The sequence below is a fragment of the Moraxella sp. K02 genome, assembly GCF_041154755.1.
GTDB lineage: Bacteria > Pseudomonadota > Gammaproteobacteria > Pseudomonadales > Moraxellaceae > Faucicola.
In genome coordinates, this window is sequence record NZ_AP031590.1 from 35,785 (window position 1) to 61,246 (window position 25,462).

A 25,462-nucleotide genomic window follows, 5' to 3' on the forward strand; every position below is an offset into this window, starting at 1 on the left:
TCCACTCTTAAATTAAATATATAATAACACCAACACCGCAAATTGTTACCGAATTTATTCGATATAGACAGAAAAAGTCAATACAGTGCTTGCTCAATCAACGCTTGTACCTTATCGGTATCAAATTGAGTTTGGAATATCACCTTAACATCTTTGTTTATTTGATTAAATAATTTTTGAGCATGTTTGATTTTTTGATTTTCGGTTTTGCGTAAATCGTCTTCAGCAGTCACAGCTTTTGCTTCGATGACAAAGTTTAAAATATCGCCTTTTTTGGTTTTAACTATATAAGCAAAATCTGGGGAATATGTTCCACCACCTGCGACAGGGATTTTGATTGAGTTTTTAGGTATCTTGGTAAAGACGATAACATACTCAATTTCATCAACGATATTTTTTTGCTCAATCGACGAATCATAAAAGATTTTATCAAACAGGTAATTTTTTGCTGTATTGTGAGCATTGTCTTCATGCACACCTAAATCGCTTACAAATACAGGCTTTGGCATTCCCTTTTCATCGGTAAACTTAGTGGGGTGAATTTTATTATCAATGACATGATAGCCAAGCTGGAACTTACTAAACGATTGATTTAAAAGGAATTGGTTAAAGCCTTTTTTTATTTTATTCACCGTATTCATGTTTAGGAACTTTTCAATATTAAGCTCTGCTTTCATTTCCCAAAAAGCTCGATGCAACGTAGAAATTTTGATATAGGTTTTTTGTGATAGTTTATCCAGAAACTCACGATAGGTTAGCGTGTTAAATGGGGTAAAATCGTCGTCATAGCCATGTATTTGATTGACGGTAACCAAGCCATCCTCATTTAGGCTCAGGCGATTGACCGAAGTACGAATACCTGTTTGCTGAAACTTTTGCTTATTTTCAGCAAGATAAGCTAGAAATAATGCCAAAAACTCATCTTCGGACTGGATATCATATTGTAAAATTGCTTTTTGATTAATCATTTCCCATAACGTTTTAAGCTCTTCATATTTACCTTCACGCATGGGTATACGTTGATGTTTTTCATCTGTGCTTGAACGGATTTTATTGGGTTGTAATCCGCCAAAGGCATCGGGAAACAGATTTTTTAATTCAAGGTAAGAAGAATTGGATACAAATACATCGTTGTCATCAATGATATTCTTATCGGCTAATAGATTGGTTATACTTCGTTTTGAGCTATCTGGATAAGCTTTACGAATTTTTTCAATCAATTCTGTTGTGAGTTCGGTTGGCGGCGTTTCTTCATAGTCTTTATTAATGTCATTTTTTAATTCTTTAACAAAATCATTTTCGCTACTATCGACAAAGTAATTGAGATAAAACTGTTTATCCTTGACCCTTGCCATGTATTCATTGACAGGCAGACGCAGTCCACGTCCCACTTCTTGGAGTTTGGATGTGGTACTACCACTTGAACGAAGTTTACAGATTTGGAAGACGTTTGGATTATCCCAACCCTCACGCAATGTCCATTTTGAAAAAATAAATCGGCGTGGATTGGTCAGTGATAATAGGCTTTGTTTGTCGTGCAGGATTTCATAAATTTCTTGCTCGATTTTCTCATCGCTGTCGCTGTTATCCTTGGAAAAATAACCGCCATGCACAAGACTTACATCTTGAATCGTTTGTTCAAGGTAGGTTTTATAAAATGGGTTGGTTTCGGTTATTAGACGCTCTTTGGCTTCGGCAAGTATCCAGCTTTCAAACTTATCACGCAAGCTACCTGTGATTTTATTGCCATCACGGTAGCCTGTAATATCGTCAATAAAGAACAAGGTCAGGGGTTTGATTTTATAATCGTACTCGGTCAATAATTCACGCTCAAGTTTGAAATGCTCTTTGATAGCACGTTGAATCATCTTATCTTGCAAGGTTTCGCTATAGCTAAAGGGGTTAATTTTGCTACCACGTTTTAGCTCTTGCCCATTGCTCAAAACCACGGTGGACTTATTCATTTTATCAATGATAAGTTCATCGATTGCCTCATGAATAACGGATAAATCTCCACCTTTTTGAAGTTTAAAAGTCGGTTTGTCGTTTTTACTAAGTAGCTGAAAAACTGCTTCTTTACCATCAACAATATCAATGAGTTCAATCGTGGCTTTAGTATCGCTATCAACTTCTTCAATAAATGCCTGTACACCTTTGACTAGATTGTCATTAAAGGCATTTAGGGCAGTCAGTTTATAGATAAGATTATGAAAATTATCATTAAACGTTGCCCCAAATCTTAGAATATATTGGGCGTTTAGTTGTTCAATATTACCCCATGTGACATTGGCGGTTTTGAATTTGTGTGGCTCATCAATAATGACAAACGGACGAGTGGCTGATAATCCGCCGAATGCGGTATCGTAGTTCTCGAAGCTTAAAGAATAGGCTTGTGAGCTGGACGCTTTCATCGCATCGGAGTTAATCATCCCTGCGTTAATCAGTAACACATGGATGATTTTGTTATCATCAGCGGTAGTAAAGTTGCTGATGACATTTAAATGAGCATCCTTTTTGTTTTTGGTCGATTTTTGGCTATTGACTTCGTATAGCTTGATTTCGGCATTGCTATAATCACCTGTAAAGTCTTGCAAAAAGTGCTGTTTTAACGCAGTACTTTGCAAAAAGGTTTTTGTCCCTGCTTTGATAGATAGCGTAGGGACAATGACGATAAATTTAAAAATGCCAAAAATACGATGTAGGTCATACATAGTCTTGGTGTAGGTATAGGTTTTGCCTGTCCCTGTTTCCATTGAGATATCGATGACGTTGCTGTTATCGCTGAATCGACTTTCTATACCATGAGTTTTTTGGATATCAGCGATATTTTGGGCATACTTGGTCGCATTGAGAAAAGTAAGTTCTGGGTTTTTGGCGACGTTGTCATTTTTTGGCTCTGCACCGTCAAATACGGCAAGTATTGATTTGACCGCATTTTCTTGGTGGGGCAAGCCTTTTTCGTAGCTAAAACCGTTTTGGGTGGGTTTTGTTGGATTTGCCATAGATATCACGCCTTATATATTTCTTACGATAACTGATAAATCGAGTGATTTTTTATTGGCATAGTCTTTAAGTGCTTGGTATATCTCGTTTTGGCGTGAGCTATCAATGGTTTCACCGAGCATGATGACACGGTTTGGGGTAAAGCTTGGGTCATTATCGAGTAGCTTGATAAGCTGTATTAAATGCTTTGGCTGAAAGTCTGGATACATCAGATACAGGTTTTGTTGGCATAGATGGGCAGTGTAGCCGTCTAGGTCTATGTCGGTGACTTTTTCGGTGAGTTTTGCTCCGTCGTACAGTCGCCATGTGGTAAGTAGGGCGAGATAGTCATCCGGCTGTATTTCTAGTAACTCTGGTAATTCAAGTTGGTCAAGGTCAAAGGCTAGGTTGTGGTTGATAAGCTGGGGTGTGGTTTTGTATATTTTAAATCCAAAATCGCCTGTGGCTTGTGGATTTTCTTCACGGATTTTTTGACTGGCTCGTACGATTCTAAGTTTCGTGATTTCAAAAACTGTCTGAGGCTTACCTAATTTTTTCAAAACATTAATTGCCTCTTGGATTGTAGGCTTTGACTGTGATGAGGCTTTTTTTAAGGATTCGTGTAAGTCTTCAGGTATCTGAACACTAATAAATTTTCTATTTCCGTTATCTTCACTATTTAGTAGCATTACTGCATGAGCAGTAGTTCCACTACCTGCAAAAAAATCCAAAATTATTGAGTTTTTATCATTCTGCATAGTTAAAATATATTTTATTAACTCAATGGATTTTGGAAATGAGAAAGGAATGTTTTCCGACTTTAACCACTTTGTTGTAGATTGAGAGTCAAAATATATATTCGACTTAGGCACTTGTTCTTTATAGTCATGTAAATAACGTTTAACTCTGGGAATAGTCGTCTCATCCTTACCGAAAAATAATTGATTATTTTTGACCATATCTTTTAAAGATTCATCTTTATATCTCCATCCACCAACAGGCATAGCACAAACTTTGCCAGTAATTGGATGAATTATTTCAGTATCAAAGTTTCCATTCTCTACACCGCCTGGATTATCTGTTTCATAAACCCCATTTTTATCAGCGAAAGTGAAATGGTCAAAATCATAAAACCTTGGATATTTTACTAATTGCAATAACTCTTCATGAATCTCGTTTTCTGACAAATTCATTTTCAGTAGTTGTTTTGCTTTCGTTTCAAAGGATTTAATTTGTTGTTTTTCAACTTTCCACTCTTCAGTTTGAAACTCGATAGCCTTAACGTAACAAAGGATATATTCATGTGTAATAGATATATTTTTAGAGTTATTTTTAGACGAGTTAGAATTTACAACAATTTGAGCAATAAAGTTTATTTCACCAAAAATTTCATCACAGAGGCTTTTTAGTTGATTAACCTCATTATCATCAATTGAAATGAAAATAACCCCATCATCTTTCAGCAACTCTCTCGCCACATAAAGCCTAGGATACATAAACGTCAGCCACGCACTATGCGAATTTGACCCCTTCGCCGTAAACGCCAAAATTCGCTCCGCTTCCTCAATCGGCACATTGGCAAGCTCACTCAACTGCTGTGGCGTAAACTTACGGTCATCTTGATACACAAACCCATCTGACCCTGTGTTGTATGGTGGGTCAATGTAAATCATCTTTACCTGTTCGGCGTAAGCACTTTTAAGATGCTTTAACACCTCAAGATTATCACCTTGAATCAGCAAGTTTTGGCTATCTTGATTAATCGGCTCGGCATTATGCTCGGTGTCTTCTGTCATCAGCATTTCAGGCGGAGCATTACGCAAATACTTGGCATATGACCGCCCAAGCCAGTTTAACTCATAAAACTCTTGGCTAACTTCTGTTTCTGTACCGACTAACTCAGCAAGTTTATTGGGTAAAAATGCGCCGTTTTTGTCAAAACAACTCGGAAAGTTCTTTTTGAGAATAGCAAGTTGTTGGCTATTAACCGTTTCTTGTGCGCTATATGGCGTTTCCCGAATTAATTCATTCGATGAATTTTCGTGTGAAATAGCGTAGGTTTCTAGCTTGGTAGTCATAACTTGCCTTATCATAAATCAGAAAAACATGCAATCTTGCAAAATCGGATATTATAGCAAAGTTCAATTGACTAAACATCGTAGAAGGGTAGAAAATCAGGATAATACCAAACCCAATAGTTAAAGTCTTGCTTGGGTAGGACGCATACGATGCACCGCTGGCTATATCTCGCCAAAAATGGTGCGTAAAACGCACCTTATTATATTTTTTGGGTTTGGTATAACATACATAACTTGTACTGTAAGTTCAACAATTTAGTGACCAGTTAAAAAGCCAAAAAAAACCTCTCATTAGATTTGAGAGGCTTTTTTAGTATGAATAATTACTTTCCATTAAAAGTTTTTCATGTCAAATTTAGAATTTTCGGCACATTTATCAAAGATGCCAAGGTATTTGGCGACGTTCTCTTTTCCTTTACTTTGTAGAATTTCAGCATAATCTGTTTGAGGAATATGGTCGACTTCTGAGCTACTCGGCAGATGACCTTCTTTAAATTGATTTTCATGAAAATAATCTCTACCAATATACATAGCGGCAATAATTTGCTTTTGTTCTTGAGAATTGTAAGAGTCGAGAAACGCTTCAGCAGTAGCTTTCGTAGAAATAGGTCCACTTTCTAAGTCTTGTATAACTTTCTTAATGTCCACCGTAATTTATCCTTAAGTTGAGCTATCAGCTTAATATATTAATATAAATTACGAAATTAACTCAAGCGGAAAACGCGCCTAAACGCGCCTAAACGCGCCTAAACGCGTTTGCTTAGTCAAACAAGCGTATAAAATCTGGTACGTCCATTACCTTGAGATTCCAAAATATTGCTATCAACCATTTTTTTAAGGAGTTTATAAGCTTGGTCTTTAGATAAATAACAAAGATCCATAACGTCGGCACGTCTTATAAGATTATTTTTTTCAATAAATTGTCTAACCATCTGCTCTTGCTGAATTTGATTAAAGCCCATTTGACGAATATAATTTGTTTTTTCACCTTGTTGTTGATAAATTTGTTGACTTAAGGTATAGCTTCGTCCTTTTGCTACGCCATGAGCTTCAATTAGTCCAGCTTCAGTTAATTTTTCTAAAACTGAGCGAATATAAGTTTCGGATTTTTGGACTGATTCAGCAAAATCAGCTGTGGTCAATCGTCTCTCATCTTTCAAACGACTAAGAATGATCAAGGTATCAATTGGCATCTCAAAACCTTGTTTTTCTTCTTGCTCAATAATCATCTTTAAAAATTCAAAATCTGCTTTGGCATTACTCAAATATAAAGACACAGTTGTGCTATTGGACTGACTATAGTCGGGAGCAGGGCGACCATAACGAAGCATTCCCTCATAGATTCGGTCAATGCCTCGACCAGTACGCTCTGCCAGACCAATTCGCTTCATGATATCAGCCAATAACGAATTGCGTGAGCGTGGGGGAGTGACTAATAAGTTATCTAAACTTACACCTTCAATAAATCCACCTGCGCTATTAATAGTAAGACCAAAGTCATCAAGTTTGATCTGTACCATGCCCAAGCGATAATAATCCCGGTGGACTAAGGCATTGACAAAAGCTTCACGAAAAGCATTTCGACTATAATTAGGAATAGGTGTGCGAAATAAGCCAATTTGAATTTCTTCTTCTTCAACCCTTGCCCGAAACTGTAATTCGATTTCTTCAAAAGTTTCCAAAAAGGGTTTTTTATAAAACTCGTTCACCTTAACATCTGTACCTGACAAAACTTGAAATGCCACTTCATGACTTGGTAAGTGTCTTTTCAACAATTCTTCAGTCCCTAATATTAATAATCCAGCTAACGTTGGATGATATTTGCCATCCTGTTCTACAATAAGGCTTAATGCATGGTCAAGTTGTTCATCATCAAGATTAGCTAAAGCTCTATCACCACCATAGGTATTGATAGCCTTTCGCAGACGCAATCTTTGAATTGGGTCTAGTTGACTTGCTTCTATTTCCAAAACTGGCATTGCTGATGGGTCTATTAGCTTTAGACTAGATTGGCGTTGAATAAACTCATGGGGTAAAAATGGCACAGATTCAGGGCTACCATCGGCTTTTAGCCGACGGCGTTGAATTAATCCTTCGGAAGTTGCGACAAGACTCATAGAACGCAAAACTTTAATAACGGCTATTTTAAATCCTTCAAGCGTATAAATTGTGGCATTGACATTAATGGAAGGACTGGTGCGACTTGCTACAAAACTCATCAAGCCTTGAGCATTATCGTGCGATTTATGTAAACCTGTAATTTCACCATCATCTTCAACACCAACAAACAAATACCCTCCGTTTGTATTAGCCAGCCCAACGATAGCTTCAATTAAATCTTTATCATGTAGCCTATTTTTATCACTTTTAAACTCAACTGTTAGGGTTTCACCTTGAGCTATTATTGGTAAAATCTGTTCTATTGTTAGCATTGTTGGTTTCCAAATAAATCTTTAGTTATTGTAGCTGAAAATTAGACAAAAAAATAAAGCCATGTTCTCATGACTTTACTATGCTAAAAATTAAACGGATCGTTTTGCAATCTTGCTATTTATCCATTCAGCAATTTCAGATTCAATCCAAGCCACACGTCCTTTAGTTAAAGTAACACGTTCTGGAAACGAAGGGTCGTAATAATCTGATTTTTTATCAAGTAAATTGTAAATAGTTGATTGTCCTAAACCTGTGTAATAGCAAACCTCTTTAATTGGTAACATTCTTGGCAAAATAGAGATTGGGACTTGCGGCTCAATGGCTTGCATTGTTTCAACTTGATTGCTTTTATTTAATGTGTTCATTGTGATTTCCTTATGAAATAAGTGAAGGGACTTCTTCACATACCAAAGGTGTTTCCAATATTTTTTTACGACGTCCAAAATAGTCAAAAAGTCCACCTAAGCAGACTTCTTGAAAAACTGTAAAATACTAGCTAACCTTTCTCACACTCTGCCGAAGCTCATCCTCAAGCGACCGCCACTGTCCATCGGATGAATGACTATCACTCCCCACTGACCGAACAATCCCATCATTATCCACATCAGCATTGTAAAACTCCTCCACGATTGCCAATCCCTCATCTGAATCCACCTCAAACGCTGAATTGGCATAGCCAAGCTTAGCCACCTCCTCTAACGCCTGCTGATTGAAGCCAGACTGCAATTGCTGCGCATGAATCGCCTGAGCATTTTCCACCGCATCCTTTAAGCTCACATTATCCTGCAAGGTCAAATCCACGTAATAGATGGGCGTACGATAGCTTTGTGTCGTACTCTTCCCACGAATCGTCAGCTGTAACGGTAAGCAAGACAACAACCCACCCGATACCGCATTAAAGTAGCTTAAGCGAGCCATCAGCGTTCTGATTGAATTGTAGCCCGTGGTACGAAAGATAAATGAGCCTAACTCATCGACATCATCTAAGTTGGCATATAGTCTTCCGAACACTTTACAGTTACCATTTTGTCCGATTGGGCATAATTCTGGACTGGGGCAAGGCAATTGCTCAACGCCGTTTTGGGTACGTCGTTGGCACAGCTCACCATTACCCACACAGATAGGTCTGCCTGTTTGCCGATCAAACAGCGTATATTCGGCTCGAAGGTTTAACTCAGGCGTGTTAAACAGCATCCGTACCGGGATTTGACGTAGCTTGCCATTTGCTTTGGTTTGGCGTAGCTTGTCATCGAGTGGATGCTTAATCCAACCCTCCTTGCTTTGCACTTGGCTGGTAATGGTGAATTGGTCATCTTTCTCCGGTAAGCGTTTACCATTTTTCTCAACGACCTTACCAATGGTGATTCTGCCTAAGATAGGCGGTGTGATGGTTAACCCTTTAATCATGGGTGTTCTCCTTGGTTTAATTTAATAAATGGGTTTAAAAGGCTTGCTTAATTGGCTGACTGAATCAAATAAAAAGCCCATGCTTGACCAGCAAACATGGGCGATACAGTGATTAGGATAATGGGATGCTTGTTAGCTTGAATTACGCCTTGGTATTCACTAGAAAACGACGACTGCCTTGCCTTACCTGTGGATATTGATTAAGTAGTTCAGGTTGGTCTTTGAGCAGTGCCTTTGTATCTAAACTCACGCTATCTTTAGCTTTCTTCCAGCTAACTGAGCCATTGGCAAAGGTGGCAAGCTCTGCTGTTTTCATTACCTGCTGAATTTGCTGTTTGAGAAAATCAAAGCGGTGTTGATGGTGATCAATCAGCTTTTTCTGCTCGGTCAATTCATTAAACCAAGTGTTTAAGATGTCATTGTCCCGATAGTCAATCATTTCACCCTGACTAGTGGGATAAAGCTGGCTTAAGGCTTTTGCTGCTGACTCACTACCATCAGCAGGCGGTGGCACATCCTGTTGCACATACTCCCAGAACCGGCGTTCTTGCTGAATGAGTTGATTAATGATTAACTCATCGCGTTTGATTTCATACACCCGAGCTTCATGCCCACAGATGAGTACACAGACATGGGCTAAGCTTTTACCTGTCACCGCTAACTGGTGCTGTACTTGGCAAGTGACATACAGCGGCACACCATGCTTCCATAGCTTTGCGCCATGCTCCCCTGTGGTTTTAATCTCAAGAACCCCCACTTCTGATTTATTAACAGCATAATCAAGATTGGCAAGCATAAAGGAGTTATCGGGGTCAGGATGTTGCAGGACTGCGTTAACACGGCGAACTTTATTGCCTGTCTTAGCGGTGTAGTACTTGGCAATAAGGGGTTCTAACTCTTTACCCCAATACAGTGGTGAATAGGCATTTTCTATCAGCCCATCGGATAAGTCTGGGTTTTGTCGTCCTGTCTTGATGAGCCATAGCTCAAGCATAGACATGTAGGGATTTAAACCACAAGCGGCAGCGGCATCACTGCCACCAATGCCTGTGTTGCGAACGGCTAACCAGTCTTGGTGGGTTAAATCTTTAGTACTAATTAACCGTTTAGCAGATTTGGGTTCATGTCCTGCTGGGCGTACCTGACTACTGGGGTGGTTTACCACTACAGACTCTAAGGCTAGTTCCTTAACAGATTGACTGTCATTAGAACTGGGGGATTGAATAGGTAGGGTTAAATCATTCATGCGGTTATCTCCTTTGGTTAAATGTTTGTAAAAAAAGGGCATAAAAAAACCACGCCTTATTGCTAAAGCGTGGTTGTTACAGTGTTTTAGATAATAGATAAATTGCTTTAAGCGACTTGTTCTAATGACTGGTGCTAGGCAATCAGTCGCATCGCTTCCTCAAGCCCCTTTTGCTTTAAGTTTGCCCCAGTGCCAAACCAAGCTGAGTCTAACCGATGGTCGGTAGACATAGCCCGGCGTTCATGGTCAACAAATTCAGTCACGGCACACAATAAGCCATAAGCGGTATCACGGGCGGAGTCTAAGTCTGCACCACGACCTTGCCCATTGAACATGGTCATGATTTGATTCATGGCTTTGGCATTGGGAACCGCCTTTTGGGTTTTCTTATTGGTTGGGAACATAATCAGCGTATCGTCAACATCATTGAACAAGCGGTTGAGATAGTTGGTGGCTTGTGCTTGAGTTATCCGCCGTTCAGTGAGCTGCTTCATTTGGTACATATGCTCATTCCATTGGTTAATGGAAATACCGAGCTGGTTTTTCACCTTATCAGCATCAAACACAGTTGAATGTGGCACTTTGACCACGCCCCCGCTTTTGTCCGCTAATGAGATAGCCAGTGTGTTATTACACACCACCCGAATACTGGTAAATTGGGCAGTAGTTGCCAACGTACCATCACAAGCGGTTGCCAGTAAGATATAGCCATTACTGACATCTTTGCCTTTTAATGCCGTGGATTGTCCTGTTTTCGCCAGTGCCCAGAACTTACGACCGCCTTTGAGTACGCCTGCGGTTTCAAGCTCAAAGTCAGCTTGCTCAGTCAAATCCCGATAAAACTCCAAGATTTCACGTGGCTGGACTTCTTGATAGCGCTGACTCACCACGGATAACGGCTCTAGGGTATCTGAGCGGTACAGTACCTTGTTATCAGCAAATGGCATAATGAGCTTGCCACCTGCGGCATGATTGGCATAGTAGCTAACATCGGATGATTCGATTGTCCAGTCCATGCCTGCTTGCTCTGCCCAAACTTCGATGGGTTGATTGGGGGTAAGCTCGTTACCTAAACCGTGCCAAGGGGTTTCACCAACATATGCCATTGTTTGTAGTTCGTGTGACATGAGATATTCTCCTTTTTTGTGTTAAGTTTAATAGATTGGATGGACAGGCTATGTCCCATTTAGCGTTGTTGCATCAAAGACATATTCACAGTCAATGCACTGCATTTGCTGTGAACCTGGAAAGATGGTGAATTTGGTTTGTACTAAACTTATCGCAATATTAGCGACCGTGCTGATGGCAATACCTGCATAGGGTGGCAGTCGATAAGCATTACAAATACTGGAACTTAACCCCTCTATAATCCTAGGATGCAATAGTGTCTGGTTTAGGGGTAAGCTAAAATTAATATTATCATTACCAAGCTTGTATACATTGGATGAATGACAGTTAGGACATAAGGTTTTTATGGGCATAGAAACTCCTTGTTAGGTCAAATTTGTGGCATAAAAAAAGGTCTGCTTTTTAGGGCAGACCTTTAATGTGCGTTTATGGTTGAAGGTGCTTAGATAGTCATATTAGGCTTTCTTCTAGTGAATAATATATATTTGAAATTTTTTTAATCATTTTATACCTCTTCGCCAACCAACCTTGAATTGTCCTTTACCAAACGTTCGCATTTTTGCTATTTTAATAACAGCGTGTTGATAATCAGCTTTAATTTCAGTCAAGTACTTTGCAGCATTTATAGCATTTTGTACAGAATGATTATCGTTGCGAAATATCATTCCAATTCCCAATTTACCAGTTTTCTTAAAAAGGTTTTTTCTAGAAGGTGTGTTAACATTATAATAGCCGCCTTTATAGTGGGTAATTTTTACCCACTTTTCACCAACCATTTTTGCTAATCCATAGTCATTTTGATGCTTGGAGCCATCATAAATTAAGAGTAAATGACAATGAAAACTTCTATCCATACCATGTTCAATCGCCCAAATATATCCTTGCAAATTTTCAAAGCATGTATTTTTGTTGGAAATAAGATCTCTAAAATTACTGATATGCTCATAAAATTCTGATACTGTCACGCAATCTTGACTGTTTTTTAAATAATGTAAATCTATTCTCACAAACAATAATTTGGAGTAATGAGCCGTTAAGTTAGAAATATAGTCTTCAATGTTCTTTCTATTTCTTGCCTCCTGTGCTGTGTATAACAACCTCTCCTTTTGGCAGGATTCCTTATAGGTATCTAAATAACGAAGAAACTCTAACACTTGGGCTTCTTCCCAAAAAACTTCTTGTGCAATTTTATCTCCCATTACTGCTTGAGTTGCTCCAATGAAAGCGTTAATTGTCAAAGCATAATCGTAACTCTCATCATAAATTTCCCAAAATTTCCCATATAAGTCATTTAGATTATATTGAATTTCTATAACTGATTTTTTTTCTTCAAATATCTCATGTAGTAAAAAATCTACTTTATAAAAAATATTAATATTTTTTAAATTAGGTGTAGCCACTATTGAAACTCCAATTTAATTATCTGATTCATAACCTAATTTGAATTTGTAATTTCTAAAATCTGTATGTGCTATAGTGTTTGAGAATTTGGAGTATTAAACGAAAAATATTTTTAGTGAATGGTACTAATATTTAGAATATATTAAATAAATAACCAATTAGCAGCTTAATTAATTTTACTGACAGGACTCCAGTTTGTTTTAAAATTTTCATCTTAATCTGTTAGTAGAGTCAGTCCAATAAAAAAATGGAGTTAATTTTTTATATTGAAGAAAGTCAGAGAAGTGTGTATGCTTCAAAAATAATGATATAGACGTTTTTTATTACTATGGAGTTATTGGTCATAATTCCTCATTGAATAGCATTTTCTCTACGAATTTTCTACAAATTTCCTAGATAATTTATTGGTATTTAAGACTGATTTACTACCATTATTTTCGTTTATTACTATCATAATTCTACAACTATTTTAGGATTTTTATGAACGTTGAACAGATTATAGAATTGACAAAAGATAACAGTATTGATGAAAATTACAAAGAATTATTAAATAAAATAATTAATTATTCTATACATAGTGAAATCGAGTCTAAAAGGTTTTTAGGCAATCTGGCAAAAAATGAAATTAAGGAATTATTTAGTAAAATTAATAAAATGAGTATTCATGATGCAAAAAATTTTCTTTTCGTTCTAATTTACAACTATCCGAATAGAGCCAACTTTTCCAATTATGAGGATCATGAGATAAAGGACTTGATAAAAATTTATTTAACAAATTCAGAAGATCCCATATCGGTTTTTTATAACGTTCAATTGTTTAAATCAAATTGCCTATTGGGAGAAACATATTTCGAATGGTTTGAAGACAATGCTCGGCTAATAATTTTTATTGCTGCGAATTTTCCTATAGATTCTCAATATTGCTTTTATAATATTAAGGAGCTTAAAGAATACGTAGTTTATAGTCTAACTTATAGAGCTTTTACTTTTAGTGAATCTTATGTGCGCTCATGGGGAGATGATTTAAAAGATAGGTGGAAAGTTAATTTTTATTATCAAGATTTCAATGCTAGCTATAATAAACACACTAAAATTAACGCCATGAATAGACTTCGCAAGTTTTACTTTGATGTTGAAACTGAACGTAAACAAATTTCATTTTTAAATAATTTGGATAATGAGGATTTAGATTGGTTGATGGATTATTTGAAAGAAAAAAACTACTTACAATTGATTAATTTTTATCGGCCTTCGAATAAAGATGAGAAATTAGCCTTAATTCAGGCAAGTTTGGATATGGTTAATCCATTCTTTACAAATCAATATGAAATATATAAACCTAATTCCACTAAAACTCAACCGTTACTATTTACAAGTTTAGATATCGAAAACAAACAAACTGAAGTAATTAAACCTAGACAAATACTCCTTAATCAAATAACAAAAGCATATGAAAGACGCCATGCTAGAGTACTTGAGAGCGAGTCTAAGAATAATCGTACTGAAGTCATAGATGTTAAAAATTGGAAAAAACTTATTAAAATTGCGTCTCATTATAAATTAACTAATCGTAGAGTTATAAACAAGTTAATTGAGCAAGAGTTTAAGAAAATAAACGCCGAAAGTTAATATAGGCTAGGCTTAGAGATTTATACCACGTCTTTCTAATTCTTCAATTAACAAATGTGTGTCAACATCATCAATTGAAACAGACGTGTGTAATTTGATGGATGCTTCAATTTGTTGACGAGCCTGTTGTAGATTTGGTACCTTCCCAGTATCACGTAATAAATCAAGGAAATCTGCCCATACCTGCATGATTTTACGGCGTTCTTCTAGGTGTTGGGCGTGGTTATAAACTGCACGAACACTATTTTTCTTGTCATGGGCTAATTGCTTTTCAATAGCATCACCCAAAAAACCTAACTCATTTAAATTAGTAGAAGCAATGTGCCTAAACCCATGACCAGTTTGCTTGCCTGCATATCCTAGAATATCTAACGCATTATTAATAAACTCTTCACTGTATGGTTGATTAGTGCCAGTATTATAGAACACGTATTCATAGCGACCAGTAATCGGCTTTAACGCTTCTAAAACTTCAACCAACTGACGAGATAGGGGAACCACATGCTTGCGAGCGACTTTAAGGTTATCCACATCTACACGCCAAAGATTATTAGTAAAGTCTAAATGTTCCCATTTCAGCATACGCAATTCAATGGTACGGCAGAAGGAGTAAGCTAAGAATTTCATAGCCAATCTAGTTTGCTCATGACCATGATATTGGTCAATCGCTTGTAGTAAGGCAGGCAGTTCTTCTAAATCTACATGCTTCATATGCTGAGTTTTGGCTTTAGGATAGAGTTCCTTTAGACCATCTGTTGGATTGTCAATAACGATACGTTCAATTTTAGCCCTTTTAAAAATCTTAGCCACAATATCAATAGTACGGCGAGTCACTTCTCTAGGAGGAGTACCGTCATCATGCTTACGAGATTCCATGGCATCAGCCATTGCTTTACAGTCTTCAAAGGTAATGTCATTAATGGCTAAACTCTTGAAGGCTGGCAGTATATCTTTGTGGAGACGATTATAATCTTGTTGATAGGTACGAGGCTTAAGAATAAGCTTTCTCTCAGCTAGCCAAAGTAAGGCATAATCATTAAAAGCTTGAGATTGAGCTTGCTCCTTCTGTTGAATACGTTTTTGAAGTTTCGGATCAATTCCCTTTACTAAATTGCTTTTAATAGTCCCACTAATCTGACGGGCTTGGGCAAGGCTTATTTCAGGATATTTTCCTAAGGTAACCGTTTGCTGTTTATTATTAAATCGATAGCTTTTTACCCATACCTTTGAACCAGTCACTCTTACCAATAACTGCAAACCATCAGTGTCGCTATATTTATCAGGGCGTTTGGTAGTACATTTATCTGACGGTTTTAAGTTGCGAATTTTAGTATCGGTAAGCATATGCACATCCTTTCAACTACCACTATATATACTACTTTCTTAGCAATGTTGGTTTATTGAATTTTGCTGTTGGTTTAAAATTGGGTTTTTTAGAGTATAAACCAACGAATAAACCAACACAATGTTAGGATGGGGTAGGAAAACTATAGAATATTTTGGAAAAGGAGTATGAGGTTTAACTGTCTATAAGCGTTGATGGCACTGGGTTTTAGATGTATTTAAGAATAATTTGGAAGGATGCCAAAAAGAGAATTGGCGGAAACGGAGGGATTCGAACCCTCGATACGCTATTAACGTATACACACTTTCCAGGCGTGCGCTTTCGACCACTCAGCCACGTTTCCAATCGAGTTGCAATTCCAAAATATAGGGAATCGCAAAACGGACGCCTATTTTACCCAAAATAATGCCAAATGTCATGTATAATTAATCAATTTTCATCGATGGCTAGAGTTGGTAAATTATAGCGTATGAGTGGTTATCAGCGTTTTTCCCACAAATCACTGTCACAGAGCGTGGTAGTAATGGGTTTATCCGTATTGCCCTTATGGGCACATTCAAGCAGCTCTTTAGATTATCGCAAACAGCACCTCAATCAATGCGGTAATACCTATGCTAACCAACAAAGTCCGCAGCCACTCTCGAATCAACCACTTGAGATTTATTATCTATGTCTAAATGGCTTTGCTGTGGGGTATTCATCACTGAGTAAAACCGCTTTATGGTCAGCGGAGTATTTGACGCGAGCGCGTATTGAAAAAGCGAGTGAATTACCGAGGGTTGATAATTTTCACGAGGAAAGTCAGCTGCCTAATCGGGTTAAAGGCTATTTAGCTGATTATCGTAACGTACCTTATGATCGTGGGCATCTAGCGCCCAACGCAGATATGAGTACGCTTGAATCACAATATGATAGTTTTAGCCTTGCCAACATTGTACCGCAAAATCCTGTCAATAATCGTAGCACTTGGCGAGACATTGAGTCCCGTACTCGTTATCTAGCGATTAAACACAACCGTATCTATGTGGTGACAGGGGTGGCTTTTATCAGTAATCGGGTTAAGAAAATTAATAACAATATATTAGTACCCAGTCATCTGTACAAAGCGATTTATATTCCAAGTCTACAACAAGCAGGCGTCTATTTTGCACCTAATGATGATAGTCAGCGAGTGGAAGTCATTAGTCTGGATGAATTGGCGTTAAGAATAGGCGTGGATGCCATGCCAGGGTTGTCAGGGAAGGTACAAAAAACGGCAATGTCGCTGCCTATCGATGACTATTCGAGCGCTACAAAAAACAAAAACACCCCAAAATCAGAACCCGATAACCAACAAATTTTATTAGTCTTAGTTAATTTAGTCTTGACTATTTTTGAATGGATAATCAGCCTATTTAAATCCTAAAACTGATAATTATACACAAATGACTGATGAGTCAGTTTGCGCTTTTGGGGTTTTCTAGAAAAATAATCATTTAAAAATCAATTACTTAATATAAAAAAAATGAGAAATTTTGTCCTGTAACGATGTAGAAAACTATTAGTAACTTTTGCGCATTAAAAAATATCTTTACCTCAAAACCATTTTGGCTATAATGATTGTCAATGGCACTGCATCTCACTTCCCTTACTTTTTTGCAGTGCGCTACAGAAGGAACTGTTATGAAAATTTCTCTTAAATCAATCAGCGTTGGTGTTGCGCTTTCTACTTTAAGTGTTGCTGCTATGGCTGCCGATCCAATCGTGGGTACTTGGCAAACTTATGAAGACAATCAACCAAAAGCCCAAGTTCAAATCTCACAAACAGGTGCTACTTTCACCGGTAAAATCGTTGCAGGTAATACTGAAAAAGCAAAATCTTTTGTTGGTAAAACTGTGTTAACAGGCGTTAAAGCAGCGGGTAATGGCAAATATACGGGTAAAGCAAAAGACCCACGTTGGGGTCTTGGGTTAGGCGCAAATATTTCAGTAAGTGGTTCAACCTTGACTTTATCTGTTCCAGTCAAAGGCAGCCAAACTTGGAAAAAAATTAAATAATCACTACTGATTTGAAATATCAAAAAAGCTAGATATCACTATCTAGCTTTTTTATTTGTGCAATCGCAAGTTTTTTAGAGTCTTTTAGTATGGTCAGATAAAAAAATAGGCTGATTGAATCAGCCTATGTTTATTATTCTTTGTCTATTCGATACGTTCGCCATGTACGGCTAAATCAAGACCGGTGTATTCATCTTCATCAGTGACACGTAAGCCCATGGTTAATTGAATCACTTTAGCAATAATGAAAGTCACAATCGCGCAGTAGATGATAACCGCAAACACGCCTTCTAATTGCACCCACACTTGACCTATAGTCGATAAAGCTAAGGGTTTGCCAGTGATAGCAGGACTCACAAAGACACCTGTTAATATGGCACCGACGATGCCACCAACGCCATGCAATCCAAACGCATCCAAGCTATCATCGATTTTTAATAGACGTTTGAGATAGTTGACTGCATAAAAGCAAACCAATGAGGTTATGATACCAATCGCTAATGCGCCTGCTACCGTCACAAAACCTGCTGCTGGGGTAATACCGACTAGACCTGCTACTGCACCTGATGCACCGCCCAGTACAGAGGCTTTACCACGCACTAATTTTTCGATGGCAAACCAAGTCAATGCCCCTGCCGCTGCCGCTACTTGCGTGACGAGTAGGGCATTACCTGCTAATGCATTTGCCGCCAAAGCACTACCGCCATTGAAGCCAAACCAACCTACCCAAATCAAACCCGTACCAATTAAGGTTAAAGCCAAGTTTGAAGGTGCCATTGGGTCACGGTTATAGCCATTACGTTTACCTAAAACAGCCGCCAACACAATACCTGCCACACCTGCATTAATGTGCACGACCGTACCGCCTGCAAAGTCTAGCGCACCATCTGCCATCAACCAGCCGCCGCCCCAAACCCAGTGACAAATCGGTGCATACACTAATAATACCCAAAGGGCAGTAAACACCATAAAGCTACTAAATTTGATACGTTCAGCAATCGAGCCTGCTAAGATTGCCACAGTGATAATGGCAAAGGTCATTTGAAAAGTGACAAATAACAGGGTCGGTACGGTACCCGTTAAATCACCCAGCCCGATATTAGATAACAATACATTATCAAAACCGCCAACAAATTGATTAAAATCACTGCTACCAAACGCCAGTGAATAACCCAACACAATCCAAACAATAGATACTACCGCCGTGGCACCATAACTGTGTGCCATCGTCCCCAAAATATTCTTTTTGCGCACCATACCTGAGTAAAACAGTGCCAACCCTGGAATAGTCATTAGTAGCACTAATGCAGTAGAAATTAATACCCAAGCGGTGTCGCCCGCATTTAGCGTAGGCGTGTCAGTAGCATGAGCCACCAATGGAGATAACAACAATAACGATAAAATTGATTTAGTAGATACTAGTGGCTGTAAAAATTTGGCAAAAGCTGCTCTTGTAATGACGGCATTCATCGTAACCCCCTTAAAATTATTTGAGATAGTCGTTAAGCTGCTTGATAGGTCTGCGTTAATGTTTAAAGGATGGTCGACTTTAAAAGTTAACAAGCGTTGCGGCAACGACAGTCATGATAGTGTTAGATAGCATTAGCGCCCGTTTCACCCGTACGGATACGAATCACTTGTTCTAATGGTGATACAAAGATTTTGCCATCACCGATTTTGCCCGTGCTAGCCACGCGAGTAATAGCTTCAATCGCTGCATCAACCATTTCGTCAGTCACCGCAATTTCTAACTTAACTTTGGGCAGGAAATCAACCACATACTCAGCGCCGCGATACAATTCAGTATGACCTTTTTGACGGCCAAAACCTTTTACTTCGGTAACAGTGATACCTTGAACACCAATCTCAGAGAGTGACTCACGTACATCATCTAGTTTGAACGGTTTTAAGATAGCCGTAATTAATTTCATAATAATTTCCTTTTAAGTGCCGCTTATGGCTGGGTTAGTTACTATCTGCTGTAGTGGCTTAATAGCGGTTACCCTAAACAGCATTCGTATAGCGTGTTGAAAATGGTAGTTTCGATAATTCAAAAGCTGTGCCAACTTTCAGAAACGTCCTATTTTTAAGGGGGTAAAAAATACAACTTATTGAAAATAAAGCAAAAACTTTTTTGTGGCTTCAATGCGACCATCACACAGAAAGCGAAATTTTATTATAACGAAAAAATAAAAATTCCTCTAATTTAAATCAGTTATTGCACCAAAAAGGTTATTTGGGTGTGATTAACGATTTTGTAGATGATTTTGAGAATTATTTTAATAATTTGCGATAAAAACAAAATAATTGCACTAAAAAGGTGCATTTTACTGGCTAAAATCGTTAAATTTGTTGGGTAATATAAATAAAAAGTATATCCGAATCACAAAAATCATGGCATTTAAACCGCCTTTTATTGCTGCCACTACAAAACATGAAAACTCACATTTAATCGCAAAACTTTTTGTCATAAAATGGTATGATAGAAAACGTTTTTTAGCTTATGCGGCAAGTATTGTTACTGCATTATCTAGCGGTACCTTTATTTAAGATTTAAGTATTACAAGTTTAAGTATTACAAGGAATTCTCGTGAGCCAACTCTCTGCCACTCAATCAGCCGTTTCACCTGCTTCAACCAATCAAAGCATGCAATCAGCATCGAGCATGATTCAACGTGGCAATGGATTACAAGTGGTGGTTGGACTGGGTAAATCAGGCTTGTCGGCAGTCAACTATTTACACGCGCTTGGCTACCCTGTAGCTGTCACCGATGCAGGTCTGCCCAAACTTGCCGAGCACTTGCCAACCCATATAGTGACCAAGTTTGGCGCAATAGATGGCGAGCTGTTGGCAGTGGCAGATCGCATTATCATCAGTCCTGGTATCGACCCTTATTTGCCGGTGTTTGATGGCGCACGTGCGAAAAAAATCGCGATTGTCAGTGATATTCAATTGTTCCATGAAGTAGCTAAACAGCGACATATTCCGATTATTGCAATTACCGGCTCTAATGCCAAAAGCACCGTCACTACACTGGTTGGCGAGATGGTTAAAAATGCGGGGTTTAAAGTCGGTGTCGGTGGTAACTTGGGAACACCCGCGCTTGATTTGTTACTTGAGTCCATACAGATGGCGGTGCTTGAGTTATCCAGTTTTCAACTACAGACCACCACCAATTTGGCTGCCAAAGTAGCCACCGTGCTTAATATGTCGCCTGACCATCTAGATCGCCATGGCAATATGCTTGGCTATCACCAAGCCAAACACCGAATATTCCAAGGCGTGCAATCCATTGTGGTCAACCGCGAGGACTTGCTTAGTCGCCCGTTAGTAGCCGATGATATGCCCACCATTAGCTTTGGTAGTAATGCACCGGATATGAATCAGTACGGATTGATAAAAGATAGCGATGGTGAAATCTGGCTAGCCCGGGGTCGCGAGCGGTTACTCAATGAAAAAGAAGTACCGATCAAAGGTGAGCATAATTTGATGAATGCGCTGTCAGCCCTAGCAATTGGCGAGTTGGCAGGTCTGCCGTTAGAGAGTATGCTAACAACATTAAAAAACTTTGTCGGGCTGCCCCATCGCTGTGAATTTATCACAACCACCCATCAGCTCGATTGTTTTGACGACTCCAAAGGCACCAACATTGGCTCGACCATCGCGGCAATTTTGGGGCTAGGTAAAGTATATGCGCCCAAAGGCAAAAAACTCGCTGTGATTTTGGGCGGGCAAGGTAAAGGTCAAAACTTTGCTGAACTGGCAAAACCCCTGATGGATTATGCGAAAGTGGTGTACTTTATTGGAGAAGATGCCGATAAAATCGCGGCTGATTTGGCATCAGCGGGGTTGGATACTCACAATCCTGCAGGGATTGTGTTAACCAAATGCCAAACCCTAGAACAAGCGGTCAATCAAGCTTGGCAAGACCAGCCAACATTCCCCGCTTTAGGCGTATTATTGCTATCACCCGCTTGTGCAAGTTTTGATCAGTTTAGTGGCTATGTGGAACGTGGACAAGTTTTTCAACGCTTAGTCAAATCCCAATAATCATTCGCTAGTGTATTTTTAATATTTAGGTTGTGTTATGCCCGCGCCCCATTCGACTTCTTCGTCACTTTCTTCATCCCTCTCAGCTAAAAGCGGTTCTACTAAGAAAAGCCGCCAGTGGATTCCGCCCATTAATTCGGTGCTATTGACCACGGTAGCAACCATTATGGTATTTAGTCTGTTGATGGTGGCGTCCGCGTCAATACCTTTTGCACAAACCAAAAAACTGGGTGATTTTTACTTTTTTTATCACCAACTGGCGTACATGGGAATCGGTGCAGTTCTTGGTTTACTGGTATATTTTATCCCGCTTCGCAAGACGTTTCGCTTAGATTTTATTATGTACGCGCTGCTGGCTTGTCTTTTGCTGATTATTTATACCCTAATCGGTGGGTCAGTGATTAACGGCAGTAAACGCTGGATTGAATTAGGTGGTATCAATTTTCAGCCCTCTGAATTGGCAAAATTGTTGATGATTTTGTACACTTCAGATTATTTGGTGCGCCGATCAGAAGAGATTCGTAACCATTGGAAAGGCTTTTTGCGGCTAACACTGATAGCCATGGGGCTGATCTTATTTATCATGTTGCAGCCTGACTTCGGCTCGGTGGTGATTATTGCGACCTGTATTGCGGCGATGATTTTTGTCGGCGGGTTACCCATGCGCCAGTTTTTCATCATCATGGGTGCCATGTTTTTGGCAGGCACCATGGCGATTATGGGGGCAAGTTACCGACTAAAACGGGTAACCTCGTTTTTAGATCCGTTTGATGACTTAAAAAATAGTGACTATCAGCTAGGTCGCAGTATTGTAGCCTTTGCCCGCGGTGAATGGTTTGGTGTCGGTTATGGGGAAAGTATCCAAAAACTCTCCCATTTACCGGAGGCGCATACCGACTTTTTACTAGCGATTACCGGTGAAGAGTTAGGCTTAGTGGGTGTGTCGTTTTTACTGGTGTTACAAATTATTTTGGTCACCACGGTTATGCGCATTAGCTACCAAGCGCTAGCACGGCACCAAACACGCTTAAGCTATTTTGCGTTTGGGGTTGGAATTTTATTCTTTGGGCAAATTTTTGTTAATGCCGGCATGACTATGGGGATGCTACCTACCAAAGGGTTGACCATGCCATTTTTTAGCTATGGAGGTTCTTCTATGGTGGTTAATCTGATTATCGTCGGATTATTGATGCGAATTATCAAAGAAAGCCCAACGATTCCTGCCAATCAATGTCGTTATTATTAACGGCTTGCCAAAAGATTTTGTAAGCTATCGACTTTTATACGCTGTTTGCCTTGCAGCGGCGTATGATCCCATTGGTAAACCGCCTGCTCGAGCATCGTGGTTGGTTTATCCAGATCAATCGGTGGCTGTTGTAATAATTGCAGTGCGGTCTTAATAAGTTGGCGTGCAGGGTAGGATTGAATCGGCTCTGCGAGCGTTTGTTTAGACAGTTTTTGCCCTTGTGCATTCACCAAAATGGGTAAGTGATAGTAGTGTTGGTTAGGGGGGAAATTTAAATAATCCGAAATGACCATTTGCGGTATCGTCAATGGCAATATATCCAGACCCCGCACGATTTGATTGACACTTTGTTGCGCGTCATCAATTACCACCGCAAGCATATAATTAATCATGCCTTTGTTGGCGGTTGGCGTATTTGAAAAAGACCGCCCAATGCGCCGCCTTCTGACCACAATATCACCCTGGTCTCGTTGCGGATTGCCCAAAATCACCCCTTGCAGCTGATCGAAAAAAAGCATTGGGTTATCTGGCATCACTAAGCGAATGGCATGATCGCGCGATAGCCGCTTATGGACACAGATTCTAGGATAAGGGTATTGGGTATTGGGGTGGGCGAGTTGATAAGTTTGCAGTGATTTACGACTGCAATCACAGCCATAACTTACTGCTTTTAGCTGCTCATCCAATAACGCATGATATGTGTTTAGGTGTTGCGACTGGTAGCGAATGTTACCATCCCAGTGCAAACCCAATCGATCTAAATCTGCTAAAATCAAATCGCTAAATTTTGGATGACAGCGCTCCGTATCAGTATCTTCAAAGCGTACTAGCCACTTGCCTTGCGCTTGTTTAGCGATACAGTAACTGGCAATCGCAGTCACCAGTGACCCCAAATGCAAAGCTCCCGTCGGAGAGGGAGCAAAGCGACCAATAACAGGAGATGTTGATAAATTAAGCATGACCCCATGCTTGTTTTTCTTTAATCTCTGATAAGGTTTTGCAATCGATACATTGGGTCGCGGTTGGACGGGCTTCTAAACGACGCAGACCAATCTCTACACCACAAGTCTCACAAAAACCGTAATCGCCACTGTCAATTTCAGCAATCGATTTATCAATCTTGCGAATCAGTTTACGCTCACGGTCACGCGTGCGCAGAGCCAACGCAAACTCTTCTTCTTGGGTGGCGCGGTCATTAATATCAGGCATCGCCGTTGATTCATCTTGAATATAAGATTTAGTTGATTCAGCTTCGCTAATTAACTGCTCTTTCCAATCTAATAAAATTTTTCTAAAATGCGCAAGTTGTGCGTCATTCATATATTCTTCTTCAGCCGCTGGCTGATATGGGGTAAAGCTTAATTCACGTTCATTTTGGGCAGATGCCATAGCTAATTCCTTTAAAAACCAATAGTGATACAATTTTAAGTTTACAATTTCATTACGAGTTCAGCACTTAAGCCAATGACATCGCGTTATTAACGCTTTAAACACTGCAATTCGTCAGTATATGAAATCAAACTAAAATAAACGCTAAAACCTTAATAAACAAGCTAACCAAACTTTCACGACATTAAGTTTATGAACATAAGTTCAACAACCATGAAAAATTAGTCAGATAGTATCTGTTCTTTTGATACCAGTTGCAAGTAACCCATTGTTATATAAATTTATCCAACGTAAACCAGGCGCAATTTCGTCAATGGTATAGTCTTTACATAAGGGTTTAAACTGTAGGCTGGTCGATGGGCAGCCAAACACAGATATTCCATAATTAATCTTATGCATTTCTTGGTGAATATGACCGACAAATATAGCTTTAATGCGATCTAAATACGGCATTATCACTTCCCAAAAACGGTCCGCATTGATTAAAGTGTATTCATCAAGCCATGTTGAATCGATTAACACCATTGGATGATGACAAAAAATTGCACAAGGGCGATTGGCGTTCGCCAACTGTTGCGCCAGCCACCGCAATGACTGCTCGTCAATTTTGCCATAACTGTGTCCCTCACAAGAGGAGTCTAATAACAATATGTCCCAATAATCGGTGGCAATACTATAGCAGTTTTGCAGGCGAGTATCTGCTTTGACGGGCAAATGGCGGCGCTGGGCAAAAGGTAGATGGTGATCAAGCTCTAGGGTCACATCATGATTGCCTGGGATGGCTATAAACGGAATGTCGACGTCGTCTAAGGTTGCAAATAAACGGTCATAATTTTGCGAGGTAGGTTCATGGCATAAATCCCCCGTCAGTACCAACAAATCAACATCATCGCGCTGTTGTCGAACCAAGGATAATACCGACTCAAATGTGTCTGCGGTATTAACGCCATTCATTAACTTATTAGGGTCATTAAAAAGATGCAGATCACTTAATTCAATAATTGAAAAATAATCAGCATGGTGTTGTGATATCGAACTTGGCAGTAACGTCACTCAGTTATCCTTAGAATAATGACGGTAATCGTGGCAG

General features: G+C 39.1%; 21 protein-coding genes and 1 tRNA gene. 6 read left to right on the forward strand and 16 right to left on the reverse strand.

Translation table 11 applies throughout. The features are described from left to right. Positions 1–77: 77 nt before the first annotated feature. From ACAM39_RS00155 to ACAM39_RS00195, 9 genes are all read right to left on the reverse strand, one after another. Positions 78–3,002 (reverse strand): type III restriction-modification system endonuclease, encoded by a 2,925-nt coding sequence (locus ACAM39_RS00155; RefSeq protein ID WP_369627775.1) that lies wholly within the window; start codon positions 3,000–3,002, stop codon positions 78–80. Between the two features lie 12 nt (positions 3,003–3,014). Beyond that, entirely contained in the window at positions 3,015–5,060 is a 2,046-nt protein-coding gene (locus tag ACAM39_RS00160; RefSeq protein WP_369627776.1) for a site-specific DNA-methyltransferase, read from the reverse strand. A gap of 333 nt (positions 5,061–5,393) precedes the next feature. Next, positions 5,394–5,708, reverse strand: a complete 315-nt coding sequence (locus ACAM39_RS00165; RefSeq protein WP_369627777.1) for a hypothetical protein — start codon at positions 5,706–5,708, stop codon at positions 5,394–5,396. A 116-nt stretch (positions 5,709–5,824) separates the two neighbouring features. Then, on the reverse strand, positions 5,825–7,492 hold the full coding sequence (locus ACAM39_RS00170) for an RNA-binding domain-containing protein (RefSeq protein ID WP_369627778.1): 1,668 nt from the start codon (positions 7,490–7,492) through the stop codon (positions 5,825–5,827). Between the two features lie 90 nt (positions 7,493–7,582). Next, a complete protein-coding gene (locus tag ACAM39_RS00175) occupies positions 7,583–7,858 on the reverse strand; it encodes a helix-turn-helix transcriptional regulator (RefSeq protein WP_369627779.1) in 276 nt (91 codons plus the stop codon). A gap of 127 nt (positions 7,859–7,985) precedes the next feature. Continuing rightward, positions 7,986–8,900 (reverse strand): recombination directionality factor, encoded by a 915-nt coding sequence (locus ACAM39_RS00180; RefSeq protein ID WP_369627780.1) that lies wholly within the window; start codon positions 8,898–8,900, stop codon positions 7,986–7,988. Between the two features lie 142 nt (positions 8,901–9,042). Next, positions 9,043–10,146 carry a YqaJ viral recombinase family nuclease gene (locus tag ACAM39_RS00185; RefSeq protein ID WP_369627781.1) on the reverse strand — a complete coding sequence of 368 codons (1,104 nt, stop codon included), beginning with the start codon at positions 10,144–10,146 and terminating at the stop codon, positions 9,043–9,045. Positions 10,147–10,280: 134 nt separating this feature from the next. Then, entirely contained in the window at positions 10,281–11,273 is a 993-nt protein-coding gene (locus tag ACAM39_RS00190) for a DUF932 domain-containing protein (RefSeq protein ID WP_369627782.1), read from the reverse strand. 501 nt (positions 11,274–11,774) lie between these two features. Continuing rightward, complete coding sequence (locus ACAM39_RS00195) at positions 11,775–12,674, reverse strand: YagK/YfjJ domain-containing protein (RefSeq protein WP_369627783.1); 900 nt, start codon at positions 12,672–12,674, stop codon at positions 11,775–11,777. A 481-nt stretch (positions 12,675–13,155) separates the two neighbouring features. Here ACAM39_RS00195 and ACAM39_RS00200 point away from each other — a divergent pair, with 481 nt between their 5' ends. After that, positions 13,156–14,304, forward strand: coding sequence for a hypothetical protein (locus tag ACAM39_RS00200; RefSeq protein WP_369627784.1), 1,149 nt, complete (start codon positions 13,156–13,158; stop codon positions 14,302–14,304). 12 nt (positions 14,305–14,316) lie between these two features. On the opposite strand, the gene ACAM39_RS00205 is transcribed toward ACAM39_RS00200, so the two are convergent. Together ACAM39_RS00205 and ACAM39_RS00210 are read right to left on the reverse strand one after the other, a co-directional pair. Beyond that, a complete protein-coding gene (locus tag ACAM39_RS00205; protein ID WP_369627785.1) occupies positions 14,317–15,648 on the reverse strand; it encodes a tyrosine-type recombinase/integrase in 1,332 nt (443 codons plus the stop codon). A 253-nt stretch (positions 15,649–15,901) separates the two neighbouring features. Next, a tRNA-Ser gene (locus ACAM39_RS00210) sits at positions 15,902–15,992 on the reverse strand. Between the two features lie 126 nt (positions 15,993–16,118). On the opposite strand from ACAM39_RS00210, the gene ACAM39_RS00215 reads away from it, so the two are divergent. Further along, on the forward strand, positions 16,119–17,054 hold the full coding sequence (locus tag ACAM39_RS00215; protein WP_369627786.1) for a DNA/RNA non-specific endonuclease: 936 nt from the start codon (positions 16,119–16,121) through the stop codon (positions 17,052–17,054). Between the two features lie 200 nt (positions 17,055–17,254). After that, entirely contained in the window at positions 17,255–17,686 is a 432-nt protein-coding gene (locus ACAM39_RS00220) for a DUF2147 domain-containing protein (RefSeq protein WP_369627787.1), read from the forward strand. Positions 17,687–17,830: 144 nt separating this feature from the next. On the opposite strand, the gene ACAM39_RS00225 is transcribed toward ACAM39_RS00220, so the two are convergent. Both ACAM39_RS00225 and ACAM39_RS00230 read right to left on the reverse strand, forming a co-directional pair. Next, positions 17,831–19,156 carry an ammonium transporter gene (locus ACAM39_RS00225; RefSeq protein ID WP_409520224.1) on the reverse strand — a complete coding sequence of 442 codons (1,326 nt, stop codon included), beginning with the start codon at positions 19,154–19,156 and terminating at the stop codon, positions 17,831–17,833. A 122-nt stretch (positions 19,157–19,278) separates the two neighbouring features. Next, positions 19,279–19,617, reverse strand: a complete 339-nt coding sequence (locus ACAM39_RS00230; protein WP_007115809.1) for a P-II family nitrogen regulator — start codon at positions 19,615–19,617, stop codon at positions 19,279–19,281. 463 nt (positions 19,618–20,080) lie between these two features. Here ACAM39_RS00230 and ACAM39_RS00235 point away from each other — a divergent pair, with 463 nt between their 5' ends. The 3 genes from ACAM39_RS00235 (at position 20,081) to ftsW (ending at position 22,983) form a co-directional block, all read left to right on the forward strand. After that, a complete protein-coding gene (locus ACAM39_RS00235; protein ID WP_369627788.1) occupies positions 20,081–20,236 on the forward strand; it encodes a hypothetical protein in 156 nt (51 codons plus the stop codon). A 97-nt stretch (positions 20,237–20,333) separates the two neighbouring features. Next, complete coding sequence (gene murD / locus ACAM39_RS00240) at positions 20,334–21,737, forward strand: UDP-N-acetylmuramoyl-L-alanine--D-glutamate ligase (protein WP_369628551.1); 1,404 nt, start codon at positions 20,334–20,336, stop codon at positions 21,735–21,737. Between the two features lie 37 nt (positions 21,738–21,774). Then, positions 21,775–22,983, forward strand: a complete 1,209-nt coding sequence (gene ftsW, locus ACAM39_RS00245; RefSeq protein WP_369627789.1) for a putative lipid II flippase FtsW — start codon at positions 21,775–21,777, stop codon at positions 22,981–22,983. On the opposite strand, the gene gluQRS is transcribed toward ftsW, so the two are convergent. The 3 genes from gluQRS to ACAM39_RS00260 all read right to left on the reverse strand — a co-directional run bounded on the left by gluQRS (position 22,980) and on the right by ACAM39_RS00260 (position 25,425). Beyond that, positions 22,980–23,942, reverse strand: coding sequence for a tRNA glutamyl-Q(34) synthetase GluQRS (gluQRS, locus tag ACAM39_RS00250; RefSeq protein WP_369627790.1), 963 nt, complete (start codon positions 23,940–23,942; stop codon positions 22,980–22,982). The two genes, ftsW and gluQRS, sit on opposite strands and share 4 nt — an antisense overlap. Further along, entirely contained in the window at positions 23,935–24,372 is a 438-nt protein-coding gene (gene dksA / locus ACAM39_RS00255; protein ID WP_036594643.1) for an RNA polymerase-binding protein DksA, read from the reverse strand. The genes gluQRS and dksA overlap by 8 nt, the downstream gene beginning before the upstream one ends. 225 nt (positions 24,373–24,597) lie before the next feature. Next, positions 24,598–25,425, reverse strand: a complete 828-nt coding sequence (locus ACAM39_RS00260) for a metallophosphoesterase (protein WP_369627791.1) — start codon at positions 25,423–25,425, stop codon at positions 24,598–24,600. Positions 25,426–25,462: the final 37 nt, after the last annotated feature.